General features: G+C 57.1%; 16 protein-coding genes. 10 read left to right on the top strand and 6 right to left on the bottom strand.

All coding sequences use genetic code 11. The features are described from left to right. Positions 1-454: 454 nt before the first annotated feature. The gene (gene argJ, locus QM579_RS05430) at positions 455-1,642 is read left to right on the top strand and encodes a bifunctional glutamate N-acetyltransferase/amino-acid acetyltransferase ArgJ (protein WP_414998163.1); all 1,188 of its coding nucleotides are present in this window, start codon (positions 455-457) and stop codon (positions 1,640-1,642) included. A 502-nt stretch (positions 1,643-2,144) separates the two neighbouring features. Here the strand turns inward: argJ and QM579_RS05425 are convergent. The 6 genes from QM579_RS05425 to QM579_RS05400 all read right to left on the bottom strand — a co-directional run bounded on the left by QM579_RS05425 (position 2,145) and on the right by QM579_RS05400 (position 13,092). After that, positions 2,145-2,636, bottom strand: a complete 492-nt coding sequence (locus QM579_RS05425) for a FeS-binding protein (protein WP_414998162.1) — start codon at positions 2,634-2,636, stop codon at positions 2,145-2,147. Next, positions 2,633-3,631 carry a 4Fe-4S dicluster domain-containing protein gene (locus tag QM579_RS05420; protein WP_414998161.1) on the bottom strand — a complete coding sequence of 333 codons (999 nt, stop codon included), beginning with the start codon at positions 3,629-3,631 and terminating at the stop codon, positions 2,633-2,635. The genes QM579_RS05425 and QM579_RS05420 overlap by 4 nt, the downstream gene beginning before the upstream one ends. A 1,168-nt stretch (positions 3,632-4,799) precedes the next feature. After that, entirely contained in the window at positions 4,800-6,215 is a 1,416-nt protein-coding gene (locus QM579_RS05415) for an oligosaccharide flippase family protein (RefSeq protein WP_414998160.1), read from the bottom strand. Positions 6,216-6,224: 9 nt separating this feature from the next. Continuing rightward, the gene (locus tag QM579_RS05410; protein WP_414998159.1) at positions 6,225-7,172 is read right to left on the bottom strand and encodes an HlyD family secretion protein; all 948 of its coding nucleotides are present in this window, start codon (positions 7,170-7,172) and stop codon (positions 6,225-6,227) included. Further along, positions 7,172-8,638 carry a TolC family protein gene (locus QM579_RS05405; protein WP_414998158.1) on the bottom strand — a complete coding sequence of 489 codons (1,467 nt, stop codon included), beginning with the start codon at positions 8,636-8,638 and terminating at the stop codon, positions 7,172-7,174. Before QM579_RS05405 ends, QM579_RS05410 begins: the two co-directional genes overlap by 1 nt. Before the next feature lie 68 nt (positions 8,639-8,706). Further along, positions 8,707-13,092, bottom strand: coding sequence for an acyltransferase domain-containing protein (locus QM579_RS05400; RefSeq protein ID WP_414998157.1), 4,386 nt, complete (start codon positions 13,090-13,092; stop codon positions 8,707-8,709). Between the two features lie 348 nt (positions 13,093-13,440). Here QM579_RS05400 and QM579_RS05395 point away from each other — a divergent pair, with 348 nt between their 5' ends. The 9 genes from QM579_RS05395 to QM579_RS05355 all read left to right on the top strand — a co-directional run bounded on the left by QM579_RS05395 (position 13,441) and on the right by QM579_RS05355 (position 25,395). Beyond that, positions 13,441-14,760 carry an aminotransferase class I/II-fold pyridoxal phosphate-dependent enzyme gene (locus QM579_RS05395; RefSeq protein WP_414998156.1) on the top strand — a complete coding sequence of 440 codons (1,320 nt, stop codon included), beginning with the start codon at positions 13,441-13,443 and terminating at the stop codon, positions 14,758-14,760. A 57-nt stretch (positions 14,761-14,817) separates the two neighbouring features. Then, complete coding sequence (locus QM579_RS05390) at positions 14,818-16,164, top strand: glycosyltransferase (RefSeq protein ID WP_414998155.1); 1,347 nt, start codon at positions 14,818-14,820, stop codon at positions 16,162-16,164. After that, entirely contained in the window at positions 16,161-17,201 is a 1,041-nt protein-coding gene (locus tag QM579_RS05385; protein ID WP_414998154.1) for a glycosyl transferase family 1, read from the top strand. Before QM579_RS05390 ends, QM579_RS05385 begins: the two co-directional genes overlap by 4 nt. 85 nt (positions 17,202-17,286) lie before the next feature. After that, complete coding sequence (locus QM579_RS05380; RefSeq protein ID WP_414998153.1) at positions 17,287-18,720, top strand: glycosyltransferase family 4 protein; 1,434 nt, start codon at positions 17,287-17,289, stop codon at positions 18,718-18,720. Continuing rightward, positions 18,708-20,636 (top strand): asparagine synthase (glutamine-hydrolyzing), encoded by a 1,929-nt coding sequence (gene asnB, locus QM579_RS05375; RefSeq protein WP_414998152.1) that lies wholly within the window; start codon positions 18,708-18,710, stop codon positions 20,634-20,636. The genes QM579_RS05380 and asnB overlap by 13 nt, the downstream gene beginning before the upstream one ends. A gap of 226 nt (positions 20,637-20,862) precedes the next feature. Beyond that, on the top strand, positions 20,863-21,726 hold the full coding sequence (locus QM579_RS05370) for a M48 family metalloprotease (RefSeq protein WP_414998151.1): 864 nt from the start codon (positions 20,863-20,865) through the stop codon (positions 21,724-21,726). A gap of 94 nt (positions 21,727-21,820) precedes the next feature. Next, on the top strand, positions 21,821-22,213 hold the full coding sequence (locus QM579_RS05365) for a DVU_2496 family lipoprotein (RefSeq protein WP_414998150.1): 393 nt from the start codon (positions 21,821-21,823) through the stop codon (positions 22,211-22,213). Positions 22,214-23,002: 789 nt separating this feature from the next. Further along, positions 23,003-23,431 carry a TOBE domain-containing protein gene (locus tag QM579_RS05360; RefSeq protein ID WP_414998149.1) on the top strand — a complete coding sequence of 143 codons (429 nt, stop codon included), beginning with the start codon at positions 23,003-23,005 and terminating at the stop codon, positions 23,429-23,431. 755 nt (positions 23,432-24,186) lie between these two features. Beyond that, the gene (locus QM579_RS05355) at positions 24,187-25,395 is read left to right on the top strand and encodes an iron-containing alcohol dehydrogenase (protein ID WP_414998148.1); all 1,209 of its coding nucleotides are present in this window, start codon (positions 24,187-24,189) and stop codon (positions 25,393-25,395) included. Positions 25,396-25,449 lie beyond the last annotated feature (54 nt).

Genomic DNA, 25,449 nt, shown 5'->3' with positions numbered 1-25,449 from the left:
ACGAAGACAGGGGAAGGACATCTGGCTGATAGGCGAGATTCCTTCCCCTTGGTTTTGGCTGAGTTTGCTTCACTGCTGCCCTGACAACTATGCGTGCAGAAGCCCTAGGCCAGCGCTGCCTAGCATTGGTGAGCCATTGGAAAATTGCTTGTGCTTTCTTGGAGCCTGGCAGCTTCGAGGTGTCAGGGAAGCGGCAATGGAGCAGGCCCGCACGCACCATGCCAAACAACGCGGGCGCGCGACCATGTGGCTGCGCCATTACAGTTTTTGGAAGCGGTTCGACTTTTCAATGGGGACAGGCGTTCAGAAGATATTGAAAAGAGATACTTTCAGTGAGAAGGTATCTGACGGAACAGGCGCGGGCCATGCCCCGCATCAAGTACGGTACATCATAGCCGCAGGCAGGGTCGTGCGCCCGGAGCAAATGCGGACGGCATACTTTCAGGAGAGCGCCATGCAGAACGATTTGCCTAAGGGTTTCAGGGCCGGAGCCGCTGCAGCCAATTTCAAGAAAGCTGGACGGGACGATCTTGGTCTCATAGTTTCAGACACGCCCGCAGTGCTGGCTGGCATGTTTACCCAAAATCTCTTCAAGGCCGCTCCCGTGCTGGCCTGTCAGGAAATACTGAACCGCTCTGGCACAGTGCGGGCTGTACTTGCCAACGCCGGGCAGGCCAATGCCTGCACTGGCGACGAAGGCCTTGCCAACTGCCGCGCGACCCAAAGCATGGTTGCCGGGCTCACGGGGCTGGCGGTCGATGAAATACTGCCTCTTTCCACTGGCGTTGTCGGGGCGCACCTCAAGATGGAACGCTGGGTGGACGCAGTGCCTGCGCTGGTAAAAAGCCTCGGCACTCGAGATGCCGAAGGCTTCACCCGCTCCTTCATGACCACAGATGCCTTTCCCAAGTTTGCCATGCGGGAGGTCACGCTGGCGGGGGGCACGGTTCGCCTGACGGTTATGGCCAAGGGCGCAGGCATGATCTGCCCTAACATGGCAACCATGCTGTGTGTCGCCCTTACTGATGCGCAGGTGGAGCGCGACCCCTGGCAGGCCATGTTTGGCCGTGCCGTGGGCAAGACTTTTAACCGCGTGAGTGTAGACGGCGACACCTCCACCAATGACACCATCCTTGGGCTTGCTAACGGAGCTTCCGGTGTTGCCGCGCAAAGCACAGCTGATATGGCCTTGCTCGAAGAGGCCCTGACGGCCATTCTGGCCCAGGTTTCCTATATGCTGGTCAAGGACGGCGAGGGCGCGAGCAAAGTTATCCATATTACAGTGAGTGGTGCAGCCAATGATGCCGACGCTGAACTCGTGGCCCGCAGCGTGGGGCATTCACAGCTGGTCAAAACCGCCATCTATGGCGGCGATGCCAACTGGGGACGCATTGTGACGGCAGTGGGCTACAGCGGGGCAAAATTTGACCCTTCCAAGGTCAGTATGAAGCTTTGCGGCATAGAGCGCTTCCGGCAGGGGTGCCCTGTGAATGAAGACAAGGAAGATGCGCTGGCTGAGCTGCTCAAGGGCAAGGACGTGCAGGTTGACATCGAGCTTGGCAGCGGAACGGGAGCATACACCTTCAAGGCTTCGGATCTGGGGCATGAATATGTGACGCTTAACTCGGACTATCGTTCATAGTTTACGAGCCGTTCAGTTGAACCGTACGGACGCGCTTTCAATATATTTTGTAAAGCGCATGCAGGATAAGAGGTTCATAATTTCCTCTTGGTTCTGAAAAAGCAGATTTTCAGCGTAAAAGGCTCAATGCGAGTCTGTGTAATGCAAAAGGGCGGAAGATTCCGCCCTTTTGCATTTATGGTTTTGCCAGTTTGCGCACGCCAGCTTCCCCCGCAAGAATCCCCGGTTATTGGTCTTCCTCCTGTCAGCTTGACGGGGTCAGACCAGTAGCCGGGTGGTGCATATTATACCCTCCACAGGTTGGGCGTAAAAACGCGCCAGGCGAAAAGTCTCATACATTGTGGGGTAATAGCGGCGACAATTTTATCGAACGAAGAACTGCCGTCTGACATCGACACTTAAGGGTGACCTGTATCAGATCGCATTCCCGTGGTCGAAAATTTATTTTTATCTGTTATTCTGGGCCTTCAGCATCCCTTCGGGCAGTAAACTGCAATGCAGTTTACGCCGGGGGATGAGTTTTTTTAGCTGTGCAGGTTTTCAATGCACTGGGTTTTCCGGCAAGCCGCAGGCAACACTGCACCAGAAGAATGGGCACAAGCAGCAGGCCACTGAAAAGGTGACAAAGCTTTATGGCCGAGTATGCACGGCCAAAAACAGCGACATCAGGCAGGTTATGCAGCATAAGAATCAGCCCGGTAACAGACAGTATAGCAAGCAGCGTCGTGCGGATAGTTCCGCAGCGTGTAAAGGAAAACATCCCTCTGCCCTGTGCCCACCAGATAATGACGGCATATGTCTCAAGCATGAGCAGTAAGGCTACTGCATAGTAGTGCCATACGGTTGCCTGATTATCTATGTTGATCAGGCTGTAACGAACAGCCACTGGCAGATGGGCCAAGCCGGACAGTGTCGCAACCAGAAGGGCAACTACCCAGAAAGCGCTGAACATGCCCGAAAAAAGCCGGGTTGGGGGGCGTTGCGAGCGCATCATGATTTACGGGCCTTTAGCCAGTTGCGCCATAGACGCAAAGAAGCCAATGCCACCCCCGCCAGTGGTGCCGCCAGCACTATGTCGACCAGGCTGTTTTCTTTTTCCATGCTGGCTCCAGCCGGGCGTAAGCTCGGTTTGCCAAATCCTACCTGTTCCTGTTGCAGCATGGCGGCCTCAATGTCGCGAAAGGGAATTGATGAAACGTAAAGGGTATTGGTGCCCCCATTTTCCCTGAGCCCAAAAATTTCTCCGTTTCTTTGGTGCGCCATTTCCTGCGCCTGGGCAATCATGTCGTCTCGGATGCCAAAATATTGGGCTTTGGCTGGGCAGGCTGCAACACAGGCTGGGGGCTGGCCTTGTGCCAAAAGCTCGTGGCAATAGTCGCACTTGAAAACCAGGCCATACCCTATATAGCGAGGGGCAAATTTAAGGTAGGGTCCAACACCTGACTGGCGCTGGGGTATCAACCAGGGGCAAGCCCTCTGGCAGGGGCCGTCGCCAAAACAGATATTTTCATCAATATATGCAGCCCCCTGCGAACTTTGGCGAGCTGCCCCTGAAGGGCACAGGCTTACGCATTGCGGGTTGAGGCAATGCAGGCAACGGCGCGGCATGAAAACCCGGCGTGACCCGCTAGGGGCAGGCAGAGTGCAGCTCTGGATGTAAATCCAGTTGTACGGCGTCAGGCGGTTCGTTACCTGCCTGCGCTCTGACCAGTCGCTGATGGGAATCCATGATGGGGTTGGCTCTGGAATGGGTTTTTGGGGCAATGGCAGGCGCGAAAGGTTACGGGATCGGCAGGCGGATACGCACGCACCACAGCCAGTGCAACGATCGACATCGATGATTGTGCAGCAGTCGGTGCCCCCTGTGGACAAGCGCAAAGACATGGCCTGGGCGGGATTCAGACCTGCCAGACCCACACCGGCAGCCGTTCCGGCAGAAGTCAGACCTTTAAGAAAGCGTCTACGTTGTAAGAAAAGGTCTTTTGCCATGAAAATCCTTGTGCACGATTGTGCCCCATACTGAGGCAAGCTGATTTTGTATGCTACGCGCAGCTAATTACCCTCGTCAATGCCAAGACCGGAATATGACAGAAGGGCAAGCGCGGTATCACTTTGAAATGCTGGCGTAATTATGGATTTTTTGTTGTCTTTGGAGGTCGCCTGGCTGTCAGCCGGTGACGAGAACGTGAGCCTACCGAATACAGTGGGGACTGCGTGGAACAGGCTGTGTTCTTATGTATGCGGGTTGAGTGCAGTTTGGTAATATTGCAGAGTGTTAAGCCTATGCGGCATCGACTTAAGCCAAGCTTAGTTTACTGCGCTGCAACGCTTTACGTCTGTGTAGTGACGGTCGAAGCAATTTCTTGCCGAGTGGTAACACTTTCAATGTCTTCTGTTTTTATTAGTGCCACTTTATCCACCTGCGCGGCGTGCGGCATAAGGGCCTGTTGGGGGCAGTGCCCTTCCGAGCTCTCCTGCACTCCCACTGGATCTCCATATTCCGCGGTTCAACAAGTGCTGCGTGGCTTTAGCTTCGGGAGCTTCCTAACTTCGCTCAGTGGTTTCCCAGCGCGCCGCGAAACGCCATCATTTATTCCTGCGTTGCATTAGAATTAGAGAGATAGATCGCCTGAGGCCGGGCACGGCGGCAGAAGTAGGCACTGCATCTGCATCTAAAAAATCGTGCGGCAATGTCACCGAAGATTTTTCACGGTAGACAACAATCCGGATGGGTCTAGAGCAATGTTAACTTTGAAAATGGTCAAAGGCTCTGACGTGGAACGAGTGTACAGCGTGCTGCAATGGTAAATGGATTTTGGCAAAACTGCATTTTGGGCAGAATGATAGTTTTGAACGGTGAAGCATTCCAACGGTAGTCCGCACTATTTTCCAAAACTGCAGACGCAAGCCAGAATAATTCAACACCGAAATGGTATCTGGTCTGCGGAGACCTTGGAAAAAAGAGCTACGAAAGGCCAGTGAGGCGACTCTGCTCTGGGTTCAGGCTGAAAACAAGTCAGTTTCGCCTTGAGCGAAGAAGGGTGATATTCGCAGGGGTGCTTATGGTATTTATACTGAAAACGGTGACCCAGAAGCCACAATTCACTGAGATGATTGGGCAGCAAGACAGGGTCAATTCAGAAGAGTTGCGTCTTCACTATTGAGCTTGCGGCGTCTTTTTTTCAAATGGCGGGGGAGGCCGCCACCACCAGAACAAGGCCAGCAGAGGAAGAAGCCCCACGCCTTCAGCAACTTCACGAGGGGCAACTTTGCCTGTGCCCCACCACAACGCAATGCTTACTCCAGCGGTAGCCAGCATGAGCAGCCATTGTGCCGCACTCATCGGGCGGGTTGTCCACTGAAAAAAGCCCACAGTAAGGATGGCAACCCAAACCTTGGTGATGGTAAGAGACAGCGCCGCACCTTCAAGAGGCATGGCCGGGATAAGCGTCAGGCAGCAGATAATATTAAGAATAAGCCCGCTGACGTAGAAAAGCAGCAGAAGGCGATGGCGGCGCATGCCTATCATAGCATAGGCTGCAAGGTTGTGCAGAAAGGCAGTAGCCAGGCAAGGCGTCAGCAATTGCTGCGCCCGAACGGCGCTCTCATAGCTTGGGCCGTAAATAAAAGGCAGAAACCGGTCACTTTCCACACAAATGAGAAAGATGATGGGCAAGGAGGCGGCCCACAAAGACCGGGCAGTCTGGCCAGCAAGCTGCCGGAAGGCATTTTTATCCTGCTGCCAGAATTTTGCCAGCAGAGGAAAAATAACCTTGCCCAGAAGTGCGCTTGATACCAGAACCGAAAGCCCTTCCACGGTCTCCCAGGCTACTCCGTACCCGCCCACATCGGCGTTGCCGCCGTACTGCTTGAGAAAAATGACGTTGATTTTGTTGTAGAACATGGCGCAGGCGGCCATGCAGGTAAAGATAAGGCCATGCTTCATTTGCCGCGCCAGATCGAGCATGCCAGATCGGCCAACACCCGCCAGCGGGTTGCGGCCAAGCGCTGTGAGGGCAAAAATGATGCACAGTATAGATTCAATGGGTTTGTAAAGTGCGATGATAATGGGCGGCGCGCCCATAACTACGCAGGCGATACCGAAGCCTATGCCGATGAGGGCAGAGGGCACCCGGATGCGCATTTCCACATCCTGTCGGCCTCGAGCCTGGCATAGCGCGAAAAATGAGTCACTCACCCCGTCAAGGCCAAGCCCTGCGGCAATACACAGCACGATAAGGCGCAGCTCAGGGCTGTAATTCTGCCATCCGGTTACCAGCCATGTTACAGCCAGAGCCAGCACCAGCACGGTAAGCTTGAGCCATGTTACTTCGCCCAGCAAAGCCCGTGGCCGGCCTTCCCGCCTGGCAAAGGTAGACAACAGAAAATCATTGAGACCCACATCAGCAATGGTCTTAACCAGATAGCCGAAAGTGAGGGCCAAGACCACCTGCCCCATAATATCCGGGCTGCGGCGGGCAAGCAGAATGGTAAAGGCTGTCCAGGCCAGGTCGCGCGTCCACTGCGCGCCTAGAATGTAACCGAGCCTGCGGGGAATGCTCTTGAGCTTCATGCGGGGGCTTTACCTGCCGCCCCCGAAACGCACAACAGCCTTGAAGCCGGGTTTAAGCTCCAGATCCGGGTTGGGCACGGTGATTTCCACAGTGTAGTAGGAAGGGTTGGACACGCTCATATCGCTGGAAACCCAAGATATTTCTGTAACCTTGCCCGTAAAGACCTTGTTGTTGAGAGAGGGGATTTCTACCGCAACCTTGTCGCCCTCGCTGATGCCGCTGACTTCGGCTTCGTAGACGGGCACCTGAATAAGCACAGGGTCAAGCTGCCCCACTCTGATGGGAACGCTGCCCGCCGGAAGCAGAGTGTCGGGGTTGAGCGTGGCATCCAGCGATAGCACATAGCCCTTGAGAGGCGAGGTCAGGGTCAGGGTTTCTGGCAGAATTTCCCCTTCCTTGATTTCCTGTCCGAAATAGCTGCTCAGTTCCTTGAGGCGGATGGCAAAGCTGTTTTCAGCTTTCTTTATGGTAGTACGCGTGAGCTCAATGCGGCGTTGCAGGGAGCTCACGTCTTCTTCAAGACGTCCGGAAGCCTGACGCGAGCCCAGGCCCGAAGCTGCAAGCTGACGGGCCTTGTTACGCTGGGCAATGGTTTCAGCAAGTCTGCGCTCAAGGTCCAGCACCTGCCCGTTGAGGCCTTCTGTGCTGGGGCCTTGCATGACTTCCCGTTGCAGGGCGCGTTCCGCATCTTCGTATAGGTGGTAGCGCATGAGAGGCGCGCCTTCTTCAACTGCTTCGCCGGGTTTGACCAGTACTGAGTCCACCACGCCGCTAAAGGGCATGGGCACGGCCCGGGTGACTGTCGTCACGACTTTGCCTGTAAGAATGGTCACGCCAATTTTTCCGCTGTCGGCCGCAAAGCCAGCGGTGGCAAGAGTCAGACTGGCCAGAAATGCCACGGCAATGCCTAGCGCGCACTTGCGGGCCGAAGAGGCGATGCGTGAATAGGGCGCCATTACAGCACCTCCTTGGCGGGCATGCCGAGGAAACGTTCTTGAAGCGAGGTGGAAATGTACATCCATTCAAGCTGAGCCAGTTCACAGGTCAGTTCTGCCCGAATAAAAGCGATCTGGGCCTGCACCATAGCTTCCTGCCTGTCGGCTACGTTGGGCAGATCCGCAATGCCTTCGTTGAAGGAAATGTGGGCTTCCTTGTACTGCATGGCCGCAGTGTCAAAACGCGTTTTCGCGATTTTGAGCTCGGTTTCAGCCAGTGCCACGTTCTGTTCCGCCTGCAGCCACTTGTTGGAATAATCTGTGCGCTTGCGGGCCATTTCGTGGAAAGCCTGCGCCTTCATCATGCGTGCCGTCTGCACGCCACGGTAACGGCGTCCCCAGTCCAGCAGGGGAAAGTCAAAGTTCAGATGCAGGAAGGTGTCTTCACTGCCGCTGGCAGGCTGGTACTGGCCCGCTGGCGGGCTGTTGTTGACGGCGATGCTCATGTTTGGAAGATACTGAGCCCAGGCGACCATGATATTGTAGTCACCCAGCTTGATCTGGCCGCGCAAAAGCAAATCGTCTTCAGTGGTATTCCAGCGGTCGTCCCACTTGAGGCTGCGGCCATTGAAGCCTTTCAGAATTTCGTCAGCGCTTGACGTGTCTACGTCCAGCTTGTGCTGCGGGTCCACACCCGCGAGTATTTTCAGCTGGGTGAGCTGCATGACTTCCTTCATCTTGGTCTGCTCTACCATCAGCTCAAGCTCACGCTGGTGCTGCATGGCCAAGTTGAGGGAAACCCCCTGGCGGCCGTCTACGGACTCCACCTGCTGCCAGTAGGCTATGAGTTCTTTGCCGATGGGCAGCAGTTCTTTTTGAACCTTGACGATTTTTTTCTGCGCCTGCAGCTGCAGATAGGCCTGGGCGATCTTGTAGATGGCTTCGCCCACAGCCTTGCGGTGCGTGGAGATGGCCAGATTGACCATTGCCTTTTGCACCTGGTGCTCAAAATAGGTGGCCACAGGATTGGGGAAGGCCGCATAGAAACCCACGGTGAACTTGGTACGCCCGTAGTCGCCAGGGGTGTCCTTGTGGTCCATGTTGTTGCGCGTAAGGTTGTTGGTGACCTGCATGGTCATACGGGGCTCGGGCAGGTACTTCCACACGGCGTCGGTAAGGGCTACGCGCTTGATCTCCAGATCTACCGCGCTGTTGACCAGAAGGGGCGACTGCTGAATGGTCAGAAAGACGCAGTCCTCGTAGGTGAAAACCTTGCTGGGATCATACAGGTTGGGCACTGCCGCTTCAAGTTTGGCCTTGTTTTCTACCGGAACGCCGGGTGCCTCTTCCAGCCAGTGCTTGGCCGGAAGTTCCGGAGATTTCAGTCCCGCCTTGTTTGAGGCGCATGCTGAGAAAAACAGGGTCATAACGAGCAGCAGCGGCAGATATGACCGCGCTGAAAAGAGAGGACGTGTGTTATGCGGCATCAGGCACCCTTTACAATGTCGCGCACTTTGCGCGTTGGTATAGTCACTGTCACTGTGGCGGAGACGCGCTAAAGCGCGGCGGCTCCGGTGTCCCGCCGGTTAAACTCTAGATGATGGAGAGTAAGAAAGACGCGTCCGCGTTCGTCAACGGCCTGGCCGTCAAAGCGCAACAGATTTGGGGCAGACCAAGAACGTCTCATCCTTATGAGCCACGGTCCTTTGCCTCTTTCGCCCCCAAAACGTATGAATCCCGCAGCCTGCAGATGCCAGTTTCGTATGACAGCGGCAATCGCCTCTGCCTCTCCGGCTTCCTGGGCAATTGCCATCCACGCGGCCTGCGCCATTCCCTCCACCACATGCAGTACGTCAGTATAGCCTTTATTGCCCTCGGGGGCAATGCTTGTATGCGAATGGTCCAACAGCGCGGCATATCTGTGATTAGGCAGAACGGTAAACTCGCGTAGCATGCGCCAGGGCGCGCCAAAGCCTACAGAATTATAAAAAAGATCGGTATCTAAGGTCTGTTGAATTTGTTCCGCACGCGGGGGTTCATTTTCATCAGGCCACAGGGGCGGCACCTGCCCGTTGGCCGCGGCCAGAATGGTCATGCCTTCAGCCACGGGCGCATAGCGCTCAAGATGTCTGCCATTGGCTGAAAGTCCGCGTACGTCCAGAGTGCCGCGGCACTGGCGCGTCATTACGCCGTCCTGCATGAGCCAGGGCTCTGCCTCCATAGCGACCCTGCATTCGCGGGTGATGCCGGGCGGCAGCTGGGGAAGATCATAAAACCGCAGGTCTGAAAAACCAGTGGCTGTTAGCCAGGGAAGCCATAAGCTTGAGGCTTCAAGCAAGGCCGCCAGGGCACGGCTTGGAGGTAACCAGGGCGTACCGTCAAGGGTATTACAAGGTTGGCCGCCATGAAGGGCCAGATCGGTATCGGCAAACCGCGAGTAATGGCAGCAGCCCTGAAAAAGCGTGGAAGTGGCCCGGTAAGGCGGATACGGATCGGAAAAAACCAGGGGATAGAAGCGCGGTTTTTCCGTGATGATGAGCCCTTGCCCCTTCTTCTCTTGCGCAGCAGATGCGTGGGAGCAGCTGTCTGCCTGGTCAGCGGGCGCTGCAAAAGCGGGCAGGGCCGTGGGCCGTACCCACAGCACCTGGCAGGCGGTGCCGCGTAAAAGTTCACGGGCCAGCATATCGCCCCAGTCGTTAAGTCCTGCGCGAAGATTTTTTTCCAGAAGCCGGATGGCGCGGGTGGCAACGCCAGCTTCCTGCCCCAGTTCCTCAAGGCGCTTTTCCAGCGGGCCATCGCCGCGCAGGTTTTCAGCCGTGGGTTGCAGCAGACTGCACAGGCAGGCATAGCGCAGCCCGTGCGGCACGGTGACTCGCATGGCCGCGCTCAGCAACTCGGGCATGTCTGCGGAGGCAAAGGCGGCGGCTGAAAGTGCCGGGCCGGTTTCCTTTTCTCCTTTTTCGGAACGTGCGGCAGGCACAAAAAGCAGGCCGTCAACCTTGCCCTCTTTTTTAGCCAGATCGCTCAGGGCCGCGCTGGTATCTTCGGCCAACGAACGTGCCTCTGCGGCATTCCGAGGGGCGTGTAGGTCAATATTCAGGGGCACAATGCGGCTGCCCGCCTTGGCCAGCGGGGCGCATGCTTCAACCTGGGCGCGCGGCACGGCCAGCACGCATCCAAGTGGTGCCAGGCCGCTCATGAGAGCGGGCAGCAGATCAGGTTCAAAAAACAGAAGGGCCAGAATATCCCCTCGCCGGATGGGCAAGCCCTGACCGCAGGGGTCCAGAGGCAGCGGCAGCAGGGCATGTGTCGCCCCCCCACTGCCGGCCTTTGCCGTGTGTTCGCTTTGCGCACTCCCCCGCATGGGGCTGAAGCGGCACAGCGGCGCGCAAGCATGAACCAGCGCTGTCTGGCGAGCTGCCACCTGACTTGCCGCCCCGGATTTTTCGGAATCGGCCGTTTCGCCAAAATTGACTGCGCCCAGAACGCGAGCGAGATCGCCCACTGTGGAAACCTGCAGCAGATCTTCAAAGTTGACGGTAATATCCAGCGCTTTTTCCACTTCCTGAATAATAAGGGGAAAACGGCTGGAGCGCAGGGCAAGATCGTAGCGCAGGTCAAGGTCTGGCCGCAGTTCTTCCACGGGGCGGCCGCAGGCGCGGGCCAGAACATCCAGCACCACGCGCAAGGCGGCTGCGGATGATACGGAAGCCGTAGCTTTCACAGGGGCGGACGCAGCGTCTGCGCCGGAAACAGGGGCAGAAACCACGGCATCTGTTTTTACCGGCGAGGTTTCTGTGGCGGTTATGCCGCAGGAAGAAGTGGAACATGTCCCGCAGCCTGCGCCGCAGTCGGGGGAATCCACAGGCACAAGCCCACAATGCGGAAGCGGCATACGCGCTGCTGCGGCAGCATCTTTGCCGCCGCGAACATCGGCGATGCGTGTGCGGATAGAATTTTTGCGCAAGTGTCCCAGCGCATAGAGGCGGGCGCATGTCTGACGCATGCCTTCCACTTCCTTGCCCTTGCGTCCCGCAGGCAGGCAAAGGGCCCGGGGTTCCGTGTCGCTGACAAGACTGCACAGTGTATCCTGCGGTCCCAGCTCCAGAAAGTGACGGATGCCGTCTCTGCGCCATGTCGTGTGCACGCATTCTGTCCAGCGGACGGAATTTTCATCCAGGTCGGCGATTTGCAGGCAGATGGATGGCTGGTCGTCAGGATAAAAATCCGTGGTGGTGCCGCTCAGCATGGGGTGGCGGGGAGCGCGCATCTCAAGCGCGTTGAGGCGGCGCAGCGAAAGGTCGCGCAACACACGCATGCTTGGATGATGGAAGGCCAGATTCAGGTTGAGCACGATGGCAGGTATACGGCGCTTGCGCAGGCTTTTGCGGGCTTCCATCAATACTTCGCGCGGTCCGCTCAGAATAAATTGTTGCGGAGTATTGTAGTTGGAAACGTAGAGGGCGGGCCATGCAGCGCATGCTTCATCAATGATTTCAGCGTTGGCGTGTACGGCCATCATGCCCATTTCACGGGTGGCAGCAGCTTCCAGTTCGGCCATGTGGATGGCGCGGGTATCAAGAATATGCCAGGCCACCTCGGGCGTGTAGATGCCGCTGAAGCACAGGGCAATCAGCTCGCCCAGACTGTGCCCGCAGAAGAGCGAGGGCTGCAGACCCAGTGAAGAAAGTATGCTCCACTGCGCAAACTCAAGCATAAACGTGTAAGGAGACTGCCAGCGTGTGGGGCTGACCTTTTCCACGTCTTTTTCGTCCATAAGGCCAAGTATGTCCCAATCGGCAACAGCGGCGATGCGGTCCATCGCGGCGCGCGCCACAGGGAAATTATCGTAGAGTTCGCGGCCCATGCCCGGCCAGACCGAGCCCATGCCGCAGCACATGACTGCCAGGGGCGGCGCATCGGTCTTGGGGGCCAGCCAGATGCCGCGCCCTTCAAGACTCGCCAGGGCTGCTGCATCGGGATTGTGCGGCAGCGAGAGCAGGTCTTGCCGCCATAGGGGATTGGTGGTTCCCATACGCCACATAATGCCGTCTTGGGGCAGGTCAGCGTAGCGTACGCCATCCAGAATAAGTTCTTCGGGCAAATTTTGATAATCGGGCATTTTTGTGGTGTCTGTAGCAGTTGCTTGGATATGCTTTGCTTCGGCTGCAAGGTTGCAGGGCTGCCAGAGGGCTGGCGCGGTTTCGGGCCGGGGCTCCTCTGTCACCTGCTGTGGATTCTTGCGGCATTTGAGCATGTCGCAGCACGGAGGCGTAGGAGCAGGCAGGCTCAGCAGAAGAGGCTGGCACTGCAGGTTCGGAGTTTTATCTGCCAAAAAATCCAGCAAAAGAATGGTGGGCACGCGTCCGGCTTGCGGGCGCATGGGTTCTTCGTCGCCCAGCGCTCTATTCGCATCGGAATTATAGTAGTTGGGGCACTGCGGCATGCTCACACCCATAGTATCTGGGCGGGCCGCCTCGTTGGTCATGCAGGGGTAAATGCTTTTTGCTGCATCCGTGCCTTGATCAAGGGCCGCTCGCAGAACCTTTTCGGCCTCGTGAATCTGGCCGGGGCGGAAGGATTCAAACTGCAGGCGTACCGGACCGATGCGCCAGAGATTTTGCAGACCTTCCGCAGCAAGACTCAGGGATTGGGCCAGATGGGCCGGAGTGCTGGACTCGTTCCAGCAGAGCCAGAGCATGACGGGGCCAGGGTTTCCGGTAAGCTTGAGCCAGTCAAGGCACTGGCGAACCAGAGCCTGGGCGCATATTTCGCCTGAAGAAGCGCGGGATTCGGCAGAGGCCGGATTTTCAGGAGCAGGGCAGGAAAGGATGGCGCAAGGAGGCGACACAACAAGCAGTCCGTCCTGAAGGACGGCGTTGTCCGTTGCGCAGGGCTTGCCGTGCGAAGTGCCGTATGCTGGGGCAGGGTCTTGCTGCATAAAACTCGGGCCTGCGGCGCGCGGTTGATCGATTGGGCCGAAGCGGCATATATCGGCTAAGGGCGGTATTCTAGGGTATATCGATTCTCTTGTCCAGAAGCCGGGCAGAAAATAGGCCACGGCAGCGGAATGCCGCCGTGCGCATTTGCGTTGAAAGGCGGTTGTAAAAGCCCTGAAATGCACAGTAGCTGCCGCTGTGGCGGGTTGATGAGGATTTGATATTACGCACTTGCCATAGCTCGACGGTTTGGCTATACTGAATCCTTACAAAGTTGCGCCCTCTGTCCGGCTGCTTGTTGCAGGGCTGCGGGCCGGTGCATTTTTTGGACAAATTTAAGAGGATTAGGCATGAAGAACGACCATTCCTGTCAGGCTGGACAAGAGGCGGCATCAACTACTGCCGCTACAGAAAGCTCCGCAGGCGGCTTCAGCCGCATGCGTTCCAAGCTCGCCTTTGACCGGCTTGTGGAGATGGGAGCCAAGATGGGGATGGAAAATCCTCTTTTTCTTTGCCACGAGCGTGCAGCCAAGGCTACCACACTCATTGGCGGCAAGGAATATCTGAACTTTTCCACCTACGACTATCTGGACATTAACGCCCATCCGGAAATAACCGAGGCCGTCACCAGCGCCGCCACCGTTTACGGCACGTCCGCCGGAGCCAGCCGCCTTGTGGGCGGCGAGCGCCCGCCGCACCGTGAGCTTGAGCGTGCCTTCGCCGACCTTTATGGCGTGGAAGACTGCATTGTCTACGTGAGCGGGCATGCCACCAACGTGTCCACCCTCGGCTTTCTGCTCGGCCACCGCGACGCCATTTTTCATGACGGCCTGGCCCACAACTCGCTGGTGCAGGGCGCACGCCTGTCGCACGCCGCGCGCTACTCGTACAATCATAACGATTGCGATGCCCTTGAGGAAATGCTCAAGGCCAAGCGCGCCGAACACAAGCGGGCCATTATCGTTACGGAAGGCCTGTTCAGCATGGACGGCAACATTCCTGATCTGCCCCGCATCATCCAGCTGAAAAAGCAGTACGACTGCATGCTGCTGGTTGACGAAGCCCATTCTTTGGGCGTGCTTGGCAAGACCGGGCGTGGCGCGCACGAATATTTCGGCATTGACGCCAATGAAGTGGATATGTGGATGAGCACGCTCTCCAAGTCCATGTGCGGTTGCGGCGGGTTTATCGCTGGCAAGCACGAACTGGTGGAATTTCTGAAGTACGGTTCGCCGGGTTTTGTTTTCAGTGTGGGTATGCCCCCCGTGATCGCCGTGGCCTGCCACAAGGCGCTGGACATTATGCTGCGCGAACCGGAACGTGTGCATAAATTGCAGGGCATTTCCCGGTTCTTTGTGGATTACGCCGCCAGCATCGGTCTGGACACAGGCGCGGCTCAGGGCTACGCCATCGTGCCTGTTATGGTGGGCGATCCTATGGTTGCAGGCTTCCTGTCCAACGCGCTCTTCAAGCGTGGCATCTATGTCATGCCCATTACCTTCCCGGCAGTGAAAGAAGGCACCGACAGGCTGCGCTTCTTCCTTTCTGCCGCCCATACCGAAGAGCACATCCGCAAGGCTCTGGATGCCGTGAAGGAAGAAATTCCCAAGGCACAGGCCATTGTGGAAAAATACAAGAGCGAACACGCCGAAGAATACCTGGGCGAATAAAAACAGCATTTAGGGCCGGGCCATAAGGCCCGGCTCTCGTTTGCTGCGGAGACCGATATGTCTTTAACCAGTGGCGTTGCCACGGAAGCGGGAAAGGAAAACGGTCGGCAGAGTGTTCCGCCGGTCATCGCCTATGTGCTTCTCTGGTTTCCATTGTCTTCTGAGACATTTATTTTTCGTGAGGTCGTACAACTCAGACAGCGTGGCCTGCCTGTGTATGCGTACAGCATGTATGGCGAAAATCTCAAGGGGTGCAGCGAAGAAATGCACGCCTTTGACGGTCCTGTCCGCCGCATGGGCATCAAGGCCTTCAGCCGCATCCTTGCTGCCTTCGGGCGTGCCTTGTGGCAGAAGCCGGGGGCGGTGTGGCGGCTCATGCGTGAAGGGCTTTTTCGCCGTATGCGCAATGTTGAGGCTATTGCAGAGAACACCTTGTGTTTTCTGGCGGGATTCCTGCTGGCCGAGCAGTGCCGGCAGGACGGGGTGCAGCTTATCCATGCGGGTTGGGCCAATGGGCCGGCAACTGCAGCCTGGGTAGCCTCGCGCATGTCGGGCATCCCCTTTGCCTTCACTGGGCGTGCCGGAGATATTTATCCTGAAGATGGTCTGTTGCGGGAAAAATCGCGCGACGCGCTTTTCGTCCGCACCAATAACCGCACCAATGTACAGTGGCTGTGCAAGTTCTGCCCTCCTGACGCCACGAACAAAGTACACGCCATCTACAATAGTCTTACCTTCCGACCGCGCGGCCAGTGCGCCATGCCCATGCAGGCTCCCTACAGGTTGCTTGCAGTGGGACGCTTTGCGCGCACCAAGGGCTTTCCCGAATTGCTCACGGCAATGGCACGGCTGCGGCGTGAAAACGTGCCTGTGACCCTGACTCTGGTGGGCGACGGCAGGTGGCATCACAAGCTTGTCAAAATGCGGGACGATCTGGGGCTTACACAGGTTGTCGATATGCCGGGGTTTATTCCTCACGACAAGATCTGCGCGTTCATGCTGGACCATGACATGCTCATCATGCCCAGCGTGGTGCACACTAACGGAGATCGCGATGGCATCCCCAATGTTATCATGGAAGCGCTTTCTCACCGGATGCCAGTTATTGCCACCGATGTGTGCGGCATAGCCGAGGTAGTTATTGACGGTGAAACCGGGCTGCTTGTGCCGCAACGCGATCCGCGGGCTCTGGCAGATGCCGTGCGCCGTATGGTGTCTGACCGGGATGCTGCCCTGAAAATGGCTGAGGCGGGGCGCGCCCATGTTGAAAAGCTTTTTGACCCCGCGCGAAACATCGCGGCGGTTTATGATCTGTATGTGGATGAATGCGCCCGAGCTGCCAGGATGCAGCAAGGGCAATCCTCCCACTTGGATCATGTGTTCACGGAAAAAGAGGAAGCATGAGCCGGCCTACGCTCTATCTTGCTGTCAGCCTGGATGTGGAAGAAGAAGGGCTGTTTGGCGGCCAGTATGCCCGGCGAGGCTTCTCAACGGTCAATACAGGCAGCCTTGGGCGGCTTGATCCCCTGTGTGAGCGCGGCGTGCGCCCCACGCTTTTCTGCGCGCACAGCGTGCTGGCCGACGAGCCTTCACGGCGCGTATTGGCGGGGCTGCGCGACAGACACGGCGCTGAAATAGGCGCGCACCTGCACCACTGGAACACGCCCCCTCTGACTCTTGACGGGCCGGGCGCAGACGCCGCCCTTGCCGACAATGCATCCAGTGTACCCGCCGCAGCCGTGCCCGACCTTCTTATGGCCGCCAAGCTTGAAAAACTCATGGCTGCCGGACAGGAATTTCAATCCGCGCCCCTGACTTCTTTTCGTATGGGGCGGTGGGATCTGCACAGAAACCATTGGCCCCTGTTGGCCCAGGCCGGAATCAAGGTAGACGCCTCGGTACGCCCGCTGCATTGTGGAGCCACGCCTCATGCGGGGCCAGATCACTTTGACGCCCCGTGCAATCCTTATTGGGTAACCGTTGGGCCAAAGCGTATTTTTGAAGTTCCCCTTAGCGTGACGCCTCTTTTGCAACCCTTGCCGGGCCTGCTGCGCAGAACGGCTCCGGGCTTGCGGCCAGGCTTCAAGAACTGGGGGGCGTTGAGTTTGTTGCCCGTCTATCATCCTCTGTGGGCCATGCAGGCTGTGACCAGACTTTTCGTGGCCCGCGGAGGGCGGGTATTGTCTCTCACCTGGCATTCTTCAGAAATGATGCCGGGCGGTGCGCCCCATCTGCCTGATGCCAGCGCTGTGGACACACTTATGAAAAAAATACTGGCCTGGACAGACTGGCTCTCATCCCGCTGGGAAGTGCGCAGCCTGACTATGGACCAATTGAGGGAAGTCTTGGGTCCTCAAGCCCCTGAAAGCGCAGCACAATTGCGGCAGTGCAGCGGCGCGAAATGCGGCGATTGGGCGTATCCGCCACAAGAAGCTCCCTAGCTTGCGCCGCGTGCAATTCGGTATGGTCGACTCCAAATAATATAACCTGTGAGTTTGCCCCCTGGCAGACGCTCAGGAGTGAGTTATGACAGAAAGCAAGACAAGCGAGTCCGTTTCCCCGCAGGCATTCGCCCCTGGGCTGCCTCATGTGGCCTGCGTGTTGCTGTGGTACCCCCTGTTCACACAGCCCTTTATCTTCCGCGAAGTACAAGGGCTCAGAAAGCGCCTTCCGCTCTCGGTGTTCAGTCTTTACGGGGCCAACTTGTGCCACTGCTCCACTGAAATGCGCACGGCGGCCCAGCAGACCCATACATTGGGCACAAAAGCAGTTTTTGCCATCTTGGCCGAAGTTCTGCGCCAGTTCTGCACGCACCCGCTACGCCTGGGAAGGCTCTTCCGTCGTACTATGTTCCGTCGTTGGCGCTGCGTTGAAACAATGGGAGAAAACCTCTGGGCTTTTTGCGCAGGGGTGTATCTGGCCCGGCGCTTCAAAGAAGCGGGCATCGATATGATCTACGCGCCCTGGCCGCGCGGCACTGCAACCGCTGCCTGGGTTGCAGGCAGCATCGCCGGGCTTCCCTTTGCCACATGCGCCAGGGGCGACAATCTTGAGCCAGCGGACCCGGACCTAGGCGCAAAGCTTGACGCCGCTTTTCTGGTGCGTGCCAACAACGGCGCGGACAAGGCGCGGATAGAGAATTTTGACCGTGGGCAGGCCAAGGGCAAAGTTGAGCTGGTGTATAACGGGCTGACCCTGCCGCCACTGGAAGACGAAACGGTCACGCCCACAGCCGCTGCCGCCCATACTGGCGCGCTCGACGCGCCGGGCTCCCACTGCTCCAGTGAGGCGGATCCTTCTTTTCTGCGCCTGGATGAAGTGCCTGCTTCGGCCTCTCCCGTTCCCATGAAGCGCCCTGTGCGCCTGCTGGCTCTTGGACGGTTTGACGTTACCAAGGGCTTTGACGTATTGCTCCGCGCCTGCGGCTTGCTGCAAGACCGTGGCCTGGACTTTACCCTCACTCTGGCGGGCGGCGGCGGAGCCGTGATGGGCCTCGGCTACATGCAGGCCGAGTTGACCCGTTTGCGTAAGGAACTGGGACTGGAAGCCCGCGTGAGCATGCCCGGTCTTATTTCGCACAATGAGCTGCCCAAGCTCCTCAAAGAGCATGATATTTTTGCCGCGCCCTGCGTGGTGCATGCGTCGGGCCGGCGCGATGGCATCCCCAATACCGTTATCGAGGCATTGGCCTATGGCCTGCCCGTAGTCAGCACCACGGTCAACGCTTTGCCAGAGGTGGTGCGGCACGGTAAAACCGGATTGGCGGTGCCGCAGCACGACGCCGAAGCGCTGGCCAACGCTATCGCCCTGCTGGCCAACGATTCAGCCCTGGCAGCCAGCCTTGCCCGTAACGGCAGGCTGCTGGCGGCCCATATGTTTGATCCCGAAGCCAACAATGACCGCTTGGCGCGTGTTTTCATCAATAATTACAGGTGTTGGAAAGAATCATGTGTGGAATAGCCGGTATTTGCCAACTGGAAGCCTCGCCGCTTGACCCCCAGGCCCTTCACTGGGTGAAGGCCATGACCGACCGCATCGCCCATCGTGGACCTGATGGCGAAGGGCAATGGTTAAGCGGGCCTGTATGCCTGGGCCACAGGCGTCTTTCCATCATTGACCTGGGCACGGGCGGGCAGCCCATGCACAGCGTCGACGAACGCTATACGGTCATATTCAATGGTGAAATTTACAATTTTGCGGAACTGAAAGAAGAACTTGCAGCCAACGGCGCGCGTTTTCGCACCAGTTCGGATACGGAAGTCATTCTTGAAGGGTACCGGCAGTGGGGCGTGAATTGCCTTGCCCGCTTCAATGGCATGTTTGCCTTTGCCCTGTGGGATTCTGTCCAGCAGCGGCTTTTCTGCGCGCGTGATCCTTTCGGCAAGAAGCCCTTTTTCTACACCGTGCAGCAGGGCAGGCTGCATTTCGCCTCGGAGATGACGGCCCTTGAAAAAGTACCCGGCCTGAATCTGACTATGCAGCCAGAAGCCGTTATGCGCTATCTGGCTTACGAGTATGTGCCCACGCCGCAGACTATATATGCGGAAGTGGAAAGCCTGCCGCCCGCCCATTGGCTGCTGCTTGAGGGCGGCGTCCTGCGCACTGGCCGTTATTGGGACATGCCCACGCCTGATGAAAATGACAGGCGCGGCACCGAGCAGCTTGGCGAAGAACTGCAATTTTTGCTGGCGCGGGCTGTGCGGCGTCGCATGGTCAGCGATGTGCCTCTGGGCGTCTTTCTTTCGGGTGGCATTGATTCTTCCATTGTGGCTGGCCTTATGGCGCGGCAATCTTCCACACCCATAAAGACTTTCTCCATTGGATTCAGTGAAGCCAGTTACGACGAATCGCGCTATGCGCGCATTGTGGCCGAGGCCTTTGGCACCGACCACCACGAGCGCGTGCTTTCTGCCGAGGAGTGTGCCGACAATCTGCCGGGAATCGTGAGCAGAATGGACGTGCCGATGGCCGACGCCTCTGTGGCTCCTACCTGGCTGCTGTCGGGCGTGACTCGTGAAAAGGTCACTGTGGCCCTTGGCGGCGACGGCGCGGACGAATTGTGGGCTGGCTACGAACATTACATAGGCTTCAAGGTGGCTGAATGGTATAATGCCTTGCCCGCGCTGGTGCGGAACAAGATTGTGGAGCCCCTTGCCCGCCGCCTGCCTTCGTCTGCCGGATATATCAATCCGCGCCTTGCTGTGGCCACGTTTTTGCGTGCGGCGCAAGCTCCTGCCTGGCAGCGCGTGCAAACCATGCTCACAGCCTTTACCCCCGACATGCAGGCGGAAATTCTGACCGGAAGCTTCAAGGCGCAAGCGCCGGGCGTTCTTTCGCCGGAACGTCTTTTTGCTCCTACGCGCGAGCAGTTTGAGCACTGGCAGCCGTATGGCGCGGCAGCTCCGCTGGCGCGGGCCTTTCACGTTTATGCGCGTCAGTTCATGCTGGACGACATCCTTGTCAAAGTGGACCGTTGCTCCATGCTGCACAGCCTTGAAGTGCGCGCGCCCTTTCTGGACAAGGACGTGGCCGAATTCGCCGCGCGCCTGCCTGTGGACCGCAAGCTCCACGGATTCAAGCGCAAGTGGCTGCTCAAAAAAGCTTTTGCGGGCCTGTTGCCCAAAGAAATCTTGTACCGCAACAAACGGGGTTTTCAGATTCCCGTGGCTCAGTGGCTGCGCGGGCGTATGCGTCCCCTTATGGAAGACCTGCTCAGCGCAGACAGCCTCAAGGCCCAGGGGATCTTTGACCCCGTTGCCGTGCGCGCCCTTATGGATGAGCACATTTCCGGCAGGGCCGACTTGCGCAAGCCCTTGTGGACGCTGCTGGTCTTTCAACTGTGGTGGCAGGCGCGGCAGAAGCCCGTGCAGCAGTAACATTGTCTTTGCCCTGCCTGAAACGCTGAAAGTATTGCGTGCAGTCCGGCGACTGAACTGTTCTCGCGACGCACGGTTAAAACGGTCAAAGGGGCAGGGTATACTGAAAAGCCTGACTGGGGCCGCCACTCTGGCAGAGCCATCTTGCCAGCGGGTGCCCGATGCTTATAGTATATTGTGGCGTCTGAAAGTACGGCGCGCAATCTTTGCATATTGAGGAGTAAGCATGACCAGCCAGATCAAGACAGTTCTTCTTCTGGGTTTGCTTTCGGGCATCATCATAGTGCTTGGCGGCCTGCTTGGCGGGCGCACGGGCATTATCATCGCCTTCGGCATGGCCCTGCTCATGAATGTGGGCAGTTACTGGTACTCGGACAAGATTGTGCTTTCTATGTACCGGGCTCGTGAACTGGCCCCGGAAGAAGCTCCATATCTGCATAAAATTGTTGATGAGCTGGCCTACAACGCTGGCATTCCCAAACCACGCGTCTGCGTGGTTCCCGAAGAAGCCCCCAATGCTTTTGCCACCGGGCGTAATCCTGAAAATGCGGTGGTGGCGGTGACTGAAGGCCTCATGCGTTTGTTGCCGCCCGAAGAACTGCGCGGTGTGGTGGCCCACGAAATAGGACATATTGTAAACAGGGATATTCTTATTCAGACTATCGCCGGGGTTATGGCCTCGGCCATTGTGACCATGGCCAATATCTTCCAGTTCACGGCCATATTTGGCGGCGGCAACCGTGACGGCGAGGGCGGCGGCGTGAATCCCATTGCGGCGCTGGCAATGGCTTTGCTGGCCCCTATGGCTGCTGGCCTTGTGCAGATGGCTATTTCGCGCTCGCGGGAGTATCTTGCTGACGATACAGGGGCAGAGCTTTGCGGCCAGCCCTTGGCGCTGGCAGGCGCTCTTGCCAAACTTGGGGCCGCCAGCGGGCGAATTCCCATGCGTGAAGGCAATCCTAGCACCGAGCAGATGTTCATCGTGTCGCCTATGTTCGCTCACAGCAGCATGGCCAATCTTTTCAGCACGCATCCGCCTTTGGAAGAGCGCATTCGCAGGCTTCAGGCTATGGCAGCCTCCCGGCGCTGATGCCGGAAACGCTGGTAATGGGCGCAGCACCGCGCAGATAACGGGCCGTACTGGCTCTGTCGGGTTTATCAGACCCACCATATTGAGGAAGACAATGCAAATACGTCTTTTGCTGGTAGCGTTATTGGCTCTGCCCCTGCTGGCCTGCGTCAAGACAGCGCCTGTAGCTGAAGCGGATCAGGCGCCGCCTGCTGAACCATGCCCCTTCGTGTATGTGTTCGCTCCCGGCAATTATATTATTGATATCGCCAGCGGATCAGAAGTGGTGCTGGACCCTGTTGCGCAGGAGTTCGAGCTTTTCTGTTCGCCAGGTGCTGCACGGGCAGCCGTGGGCTATGCCGTGGCGCGTGGCGCTCTTCCCGAAGGCGATTGGCGCATCTATCGGCTTGAAGGTTCCCTGGATGATCTCGCGTTCAAGAGTCCTCAGCATCGGTATACCCTCAAGCGGATGGCCGAGGTTGTGGATTGGGTGACAGAAGACATCTAGGGAAACGCTGATTTATTCCGTTTGGCTGCGGTGCGTCACTTTTTTGGATCAGTCGAGGATGGAAGAGTCCACTCCTGCTTCAAAAAAGATCGCGCCTTGCCAGACGAAATAACTACGCGTTTCCAGGTGGCTCTTTAATCAGTACTCCTCTGGAACCGCTTCAAGGTGGGTTACTCTGAAGACCCGCGAGAGTCGTACGGAATGAAGGCCTGACGCGGCTTTGACATTTGCGCATAGCGCCTGCGGGTGCTCAAGCGTTGCGACGCAAGGCTTACACGTGATTTGCGGTTGCGGCATAACGTCTTAGCATCGTTGGCAAACTTGGCAACGTTCCGGTCAGTTCCACGCAATAGTTGTCGCCATTGGCAGGGCTCGCTGACGATTTGCCGCAAAGACAGCTTGGGTTACAACAGTTTTTTTCTCATGCCAGCTGGCCCATCCGGCTGCGAGTACAAAGGAATTTTGTGGGCGGGTAAACGCCGCAACAGACGTGTCTTGCTCTTTGAGCTGCATATGCCCAAAGGTTATACGCTACAGGTTGTCTTTCTTGTGTTTTTTAGCCAGCGGGCCGGTCGTGTGATCGGCCCGCTGGCATTTATATGGAGTATACTGGGGTAAGCCTTCAGTGCGTGTACTTTTAACAAGCTGTAATAGCAATGATTATTACTGTTTTACACACTCAGCGTGTCTGTGTGGCAATGCGCGCTCCAGTAGTGTATACTACCAGCATGCGAAAAAGAATTTTCGCGTTTACCAGCCAGGGTTTCGCCCGGCATAAAGGATGTTCATATGCAAACAAGCGCGAGAAATGTTTTCAAGGGCAAGGTTGTGGCGGTGCATTCTGGTGCCGTCAATGATGAAGTGGAGCTGGCCGTCGAAGGCGGGCTTAACATTGTTGCTTCCATCACGCAGGTCAGCACCAAGAAATTGGGTCTCAAGCCCGGTGCGGAAGCCATTGCCCTGATCAAGGCCAGCTTTGTGCTGCTGATGGATGATGCCGAAAACTATCTGCTCTCTACCCGCAACCAGTTTGCGGGAACCATCAGCAAGGTCACTCCTGGGGCTGTCAATGCCGAGGTGCAGGTTGACCTGCCCGGCGGCAAGGGCATTACCTCCATTGTGACTATGGGCAGCGTAGACAAGCTGGCTCTGGCTCCCGGCAAAAAAATAACAGCCATAGTGAAGGCTTCACAAGTTATTCTGGCTGTGCCCAAGTAGTTATTGCACGCCTTGAGCGCTCTATAGCGGACTACACCAACAAAATGGAGCCCGGAGCTTTGCGTTCCGGGCTCTTTCGCATTTCAGCGGCTGGCTTTGGCTTTATCGCTTTGGCATGCCCAGCTGCATTTTAAGAATGGCATTTTGCCGAGATATGCTTCCGGCAACATATGGTTCGGCAAGAGGCAGACCGCAGAAGGCGTGCCAGCAGAAATTGAGGTGTGGGCCGGATGGCCGCATGCAGACTATAGTTCAAAATCGGCCATGCTGCCGCCGTAGCATATGAATTGATTGGGCTATGCTGGTACTTGGGGCAAGCCTATTCCCTCAGACAGTGCAATCGCAGGCAGTTATACTGTTATTTCTGTGCCTGGAGAGGAGCGTGTTCTGGGGTTTTTCTCTTCTGATCAAGCACGCAAGAGTGTTCTTCTGGCTTGGGATGGTTTACTTTTGTTCTCAGGTGAAGCCGCAACCTGCGAGCAGTTCGTTGCCGAAGAACCGTCTGACAGAGGAGGATTTTGTAAATCGAGCGGGCATGAGGAGGGCACTGGTCAATGAAGTCGGTAGGTTAGGCGGATTTATATCTTGCCTAAAAATTCACAAACGCTATAAATACTGTGGCTCGCTATTTTTATCAAGAATAAATATTTTGCTAAATTTATGTGAAAAATTGCGCAGGTCCTTGACCTAGGCCTGTATTCATTCTAATTTATTGCAGAGCAATAGTACGCCCAGCGTCATCGCGGGAGGCAGCCGTGTGGGACAATTGTTATAACTATGACACGGTTCGTGAAATTCGCGTTAAAACAACGGCTTATGTCGGCGTTGGCGCAATAGACAGGATTGGCTACATCCTGGGAAATTTGAAAAATGAGGGCGTTTCGTCGGTGCTCTGCGTTTGCGGAGGGCATGCCTACCGCGCTTCGGGCGCGTGGGACAAGGCCGAAGCCGCAGCGCAGAAACAGGGTATTGTGCTGGCCTTGTACAACAGGGTCACACCCAATCCGACAACGGATATTGTTAATGATGCAGCCGCGCTCGGCAGGGCAGTCAATGCGGGCGCAGTGCTGGCCATCGGCGGCGGAAGCCCCCTGGACTGTGGAAAAGGGGCAGCCATCCTGTTGGCCAACCCCGGCAAAAGCGCCGAAGATCTTTTTTGCTTTCGCTTCACGCCCCAAAAGGCCCTTCCACTAATTGCCGTCAATCTTACCCACGGCACGGGCAGTGAAGTCAACCGGTTTGCTGTGGTTACCGTAGCCGGGCGAAATCACAGGTCCATTGTTGGACATGACTGTAGTTACCCCCGCTATGCCATCGACGATCCGGCACTCATGACCGGGCTTTCGGCAGAGCAAAGCCGCTATGTGTCTATAGATGCACTGTGCAGAGTTGTGGAGGCCTCTACAACGACGTTGGCTAACCCTCTGGTTGTAACTCTGGCGAGCGAGACTGTGCGCCTGGTGCATACATGGTTGCCCATAGTGCTTGCCGAACCGGAAAACCTCAAGGCCCGTTACGGATTGTGCATGGCGGCGCTTCAGGCCGGGGTGGCTTTTGATAACAGTCTTTTGCACATGGCGCATGCGCTTGAGCAGCCACTGAGCCGCTTCAGGGATGTGCCGCACGGCCTGGCGCTGGCAATGCTGCTGCCCGCCGTCATTGGCGAATGTTATGCAGCCCGGCCCGATGTGCTGGCTCATGTGCTTGAGCCCCTGGCTCCCGGCCTCAAAGGCGAGCCGGATGAAGCCGCAACAGCTGCCAAAGCCGTGGAAGACTGGCTTTTCAGCCTGGGCATAAATCAAAAACTCCTGGACTTTGGAGTCCAGGAGTCAGATGTGGAAGAGTTTTGCAACTTCGTCGAGCAGACGCCTTCGCTGGGTCTTCTGCTCTCGGTGGCGCCAGTCAGGAGTTCACGCCAACGTGTGGCGAGAATCTACACCAACTCGTTGCGCCCCATGCCGTGAAATTGCCCTTCTCCTCCAGGGTCGGACTGATCTGCCGCAGTCCGCTCCATACCC

It is taken from the genome of Desulfovibrio sp., from assembly GCF_047607245.1.
Lineage (GTDB): Bacteria > Desulfobacterota > Desulfovibrionia > Desulfovibrionales > Desulfovibrionaceae > Desulfovibrio.
Note: the sequence above shows the minus strand (reverse complement) of the source record. Positions and strands in the feature narration are given on the sequence as shown.

Bases quoted from the DNA above. Each gene is read 5' to 3' on its own strand.
- argJ (WP_414998163.1), top strand. From the start codon at position 455: ATGCAGAACGATTTGCCTAAGGGTTTCAGGGCCGGAGCCGCTGCAGCC.
- QM579_RS05425 (WP_414998162.1), bottom strand. From the start codon at position 2,636: ATGATGCGCTCGCAACGCCCCCCAACCCGGCTTTTTTCGGGCATGTTC.
- QM579_RS05420 (WP_414998161.1), bottom strand. From the start codon at position 3,631: ATGGCAAAAGACCTTTTCTTACAACGTAGACGCTTTCTTAAAGGTCTG.
- QM579_RS05415 (WP_414998160.1), bottom strand. From the start codon at position 6,215: ATGAAGCTCAAGAGCATTCCCCGCAGGCTCGGTTACATTCTAGGCGCG.
- QM579_RS05410 (WP_414998159.1), bottom strand. From the start codon at position 7,172: ATGGCGCCCTATTCACGCATCGCCTCTTCGGCCCGCAAGTGCGCGCTA.
- QM579_RS05405 (WP_414998158.1), bottom strand. From the start codon at position 8,638: ATGCCGCATAACACACGTCCTCTCTTTTCAGCGCGGTCATATCTGCCG.
- QM579_RS05400 (WP_414998157.1), bottom strand. From the start codon at position 13,092: ATGCAGCAAGACCCTGCCCCAGCATACGGCACTTCGCACGGCAAGCCC.
- QM579_RS05395 (WP_414998156.1), top strand. From the start codon at position 13,441: ATGAAGAACGACCATTCCTGTCAGGCTGGACAAGAGGCGGCATCAACT.
- QM579_RS05390 (WP_414998155.1), top strand. From the start codon at position 14,818: ATGTCTTTAACCAGTGGCGTTGCCACGGAAGCGGGAAAGGAAAACGGT.
- QM579_RS05385 (WP_414998154.1), top strand. From the start codon at position 16,161: ATGAGCCGGCCTACGCTCTATCTTGCTGTCAGCCTGGATGTGGAAGAA.
- QM579_RS05380 (WP_414998153.1), top strand. From the start codon at position 17,287: ATGACAGAAAGCAAGACAAGCGAGTCCGTTTCCCCGCAGGCATTCGCC.
- asnB (WP_414998152.1), top strand. From the start codon at position 18,708: ATGTGTGGAATAGCCGGTATTTGCCAACTGGAAGCCTCGCCGCTTGAC.
- QM579_RS05370 (WP_414998151.1), top strand. From the start codon at position 20,863: ATGACCAGCCAGATCAAGACAGTTCTTCTTCTGGGTTTGCTTTCGGGC.
- QM579_RS05365 (WP_414998150.1), top strand. From the start codon at position 21,821: ATGCAAATACGTCTTTTGCTGGTAGCGTTATTGGCTCTGCCCCTGCTG.
- QM579_RS05360 (WP_414998149.1), top strand. From the start codon at position 23,003: ATGCAAACAAGCGCGAGAAATGTTTTCAAGGGCAAGGTTGTGGCGGTG.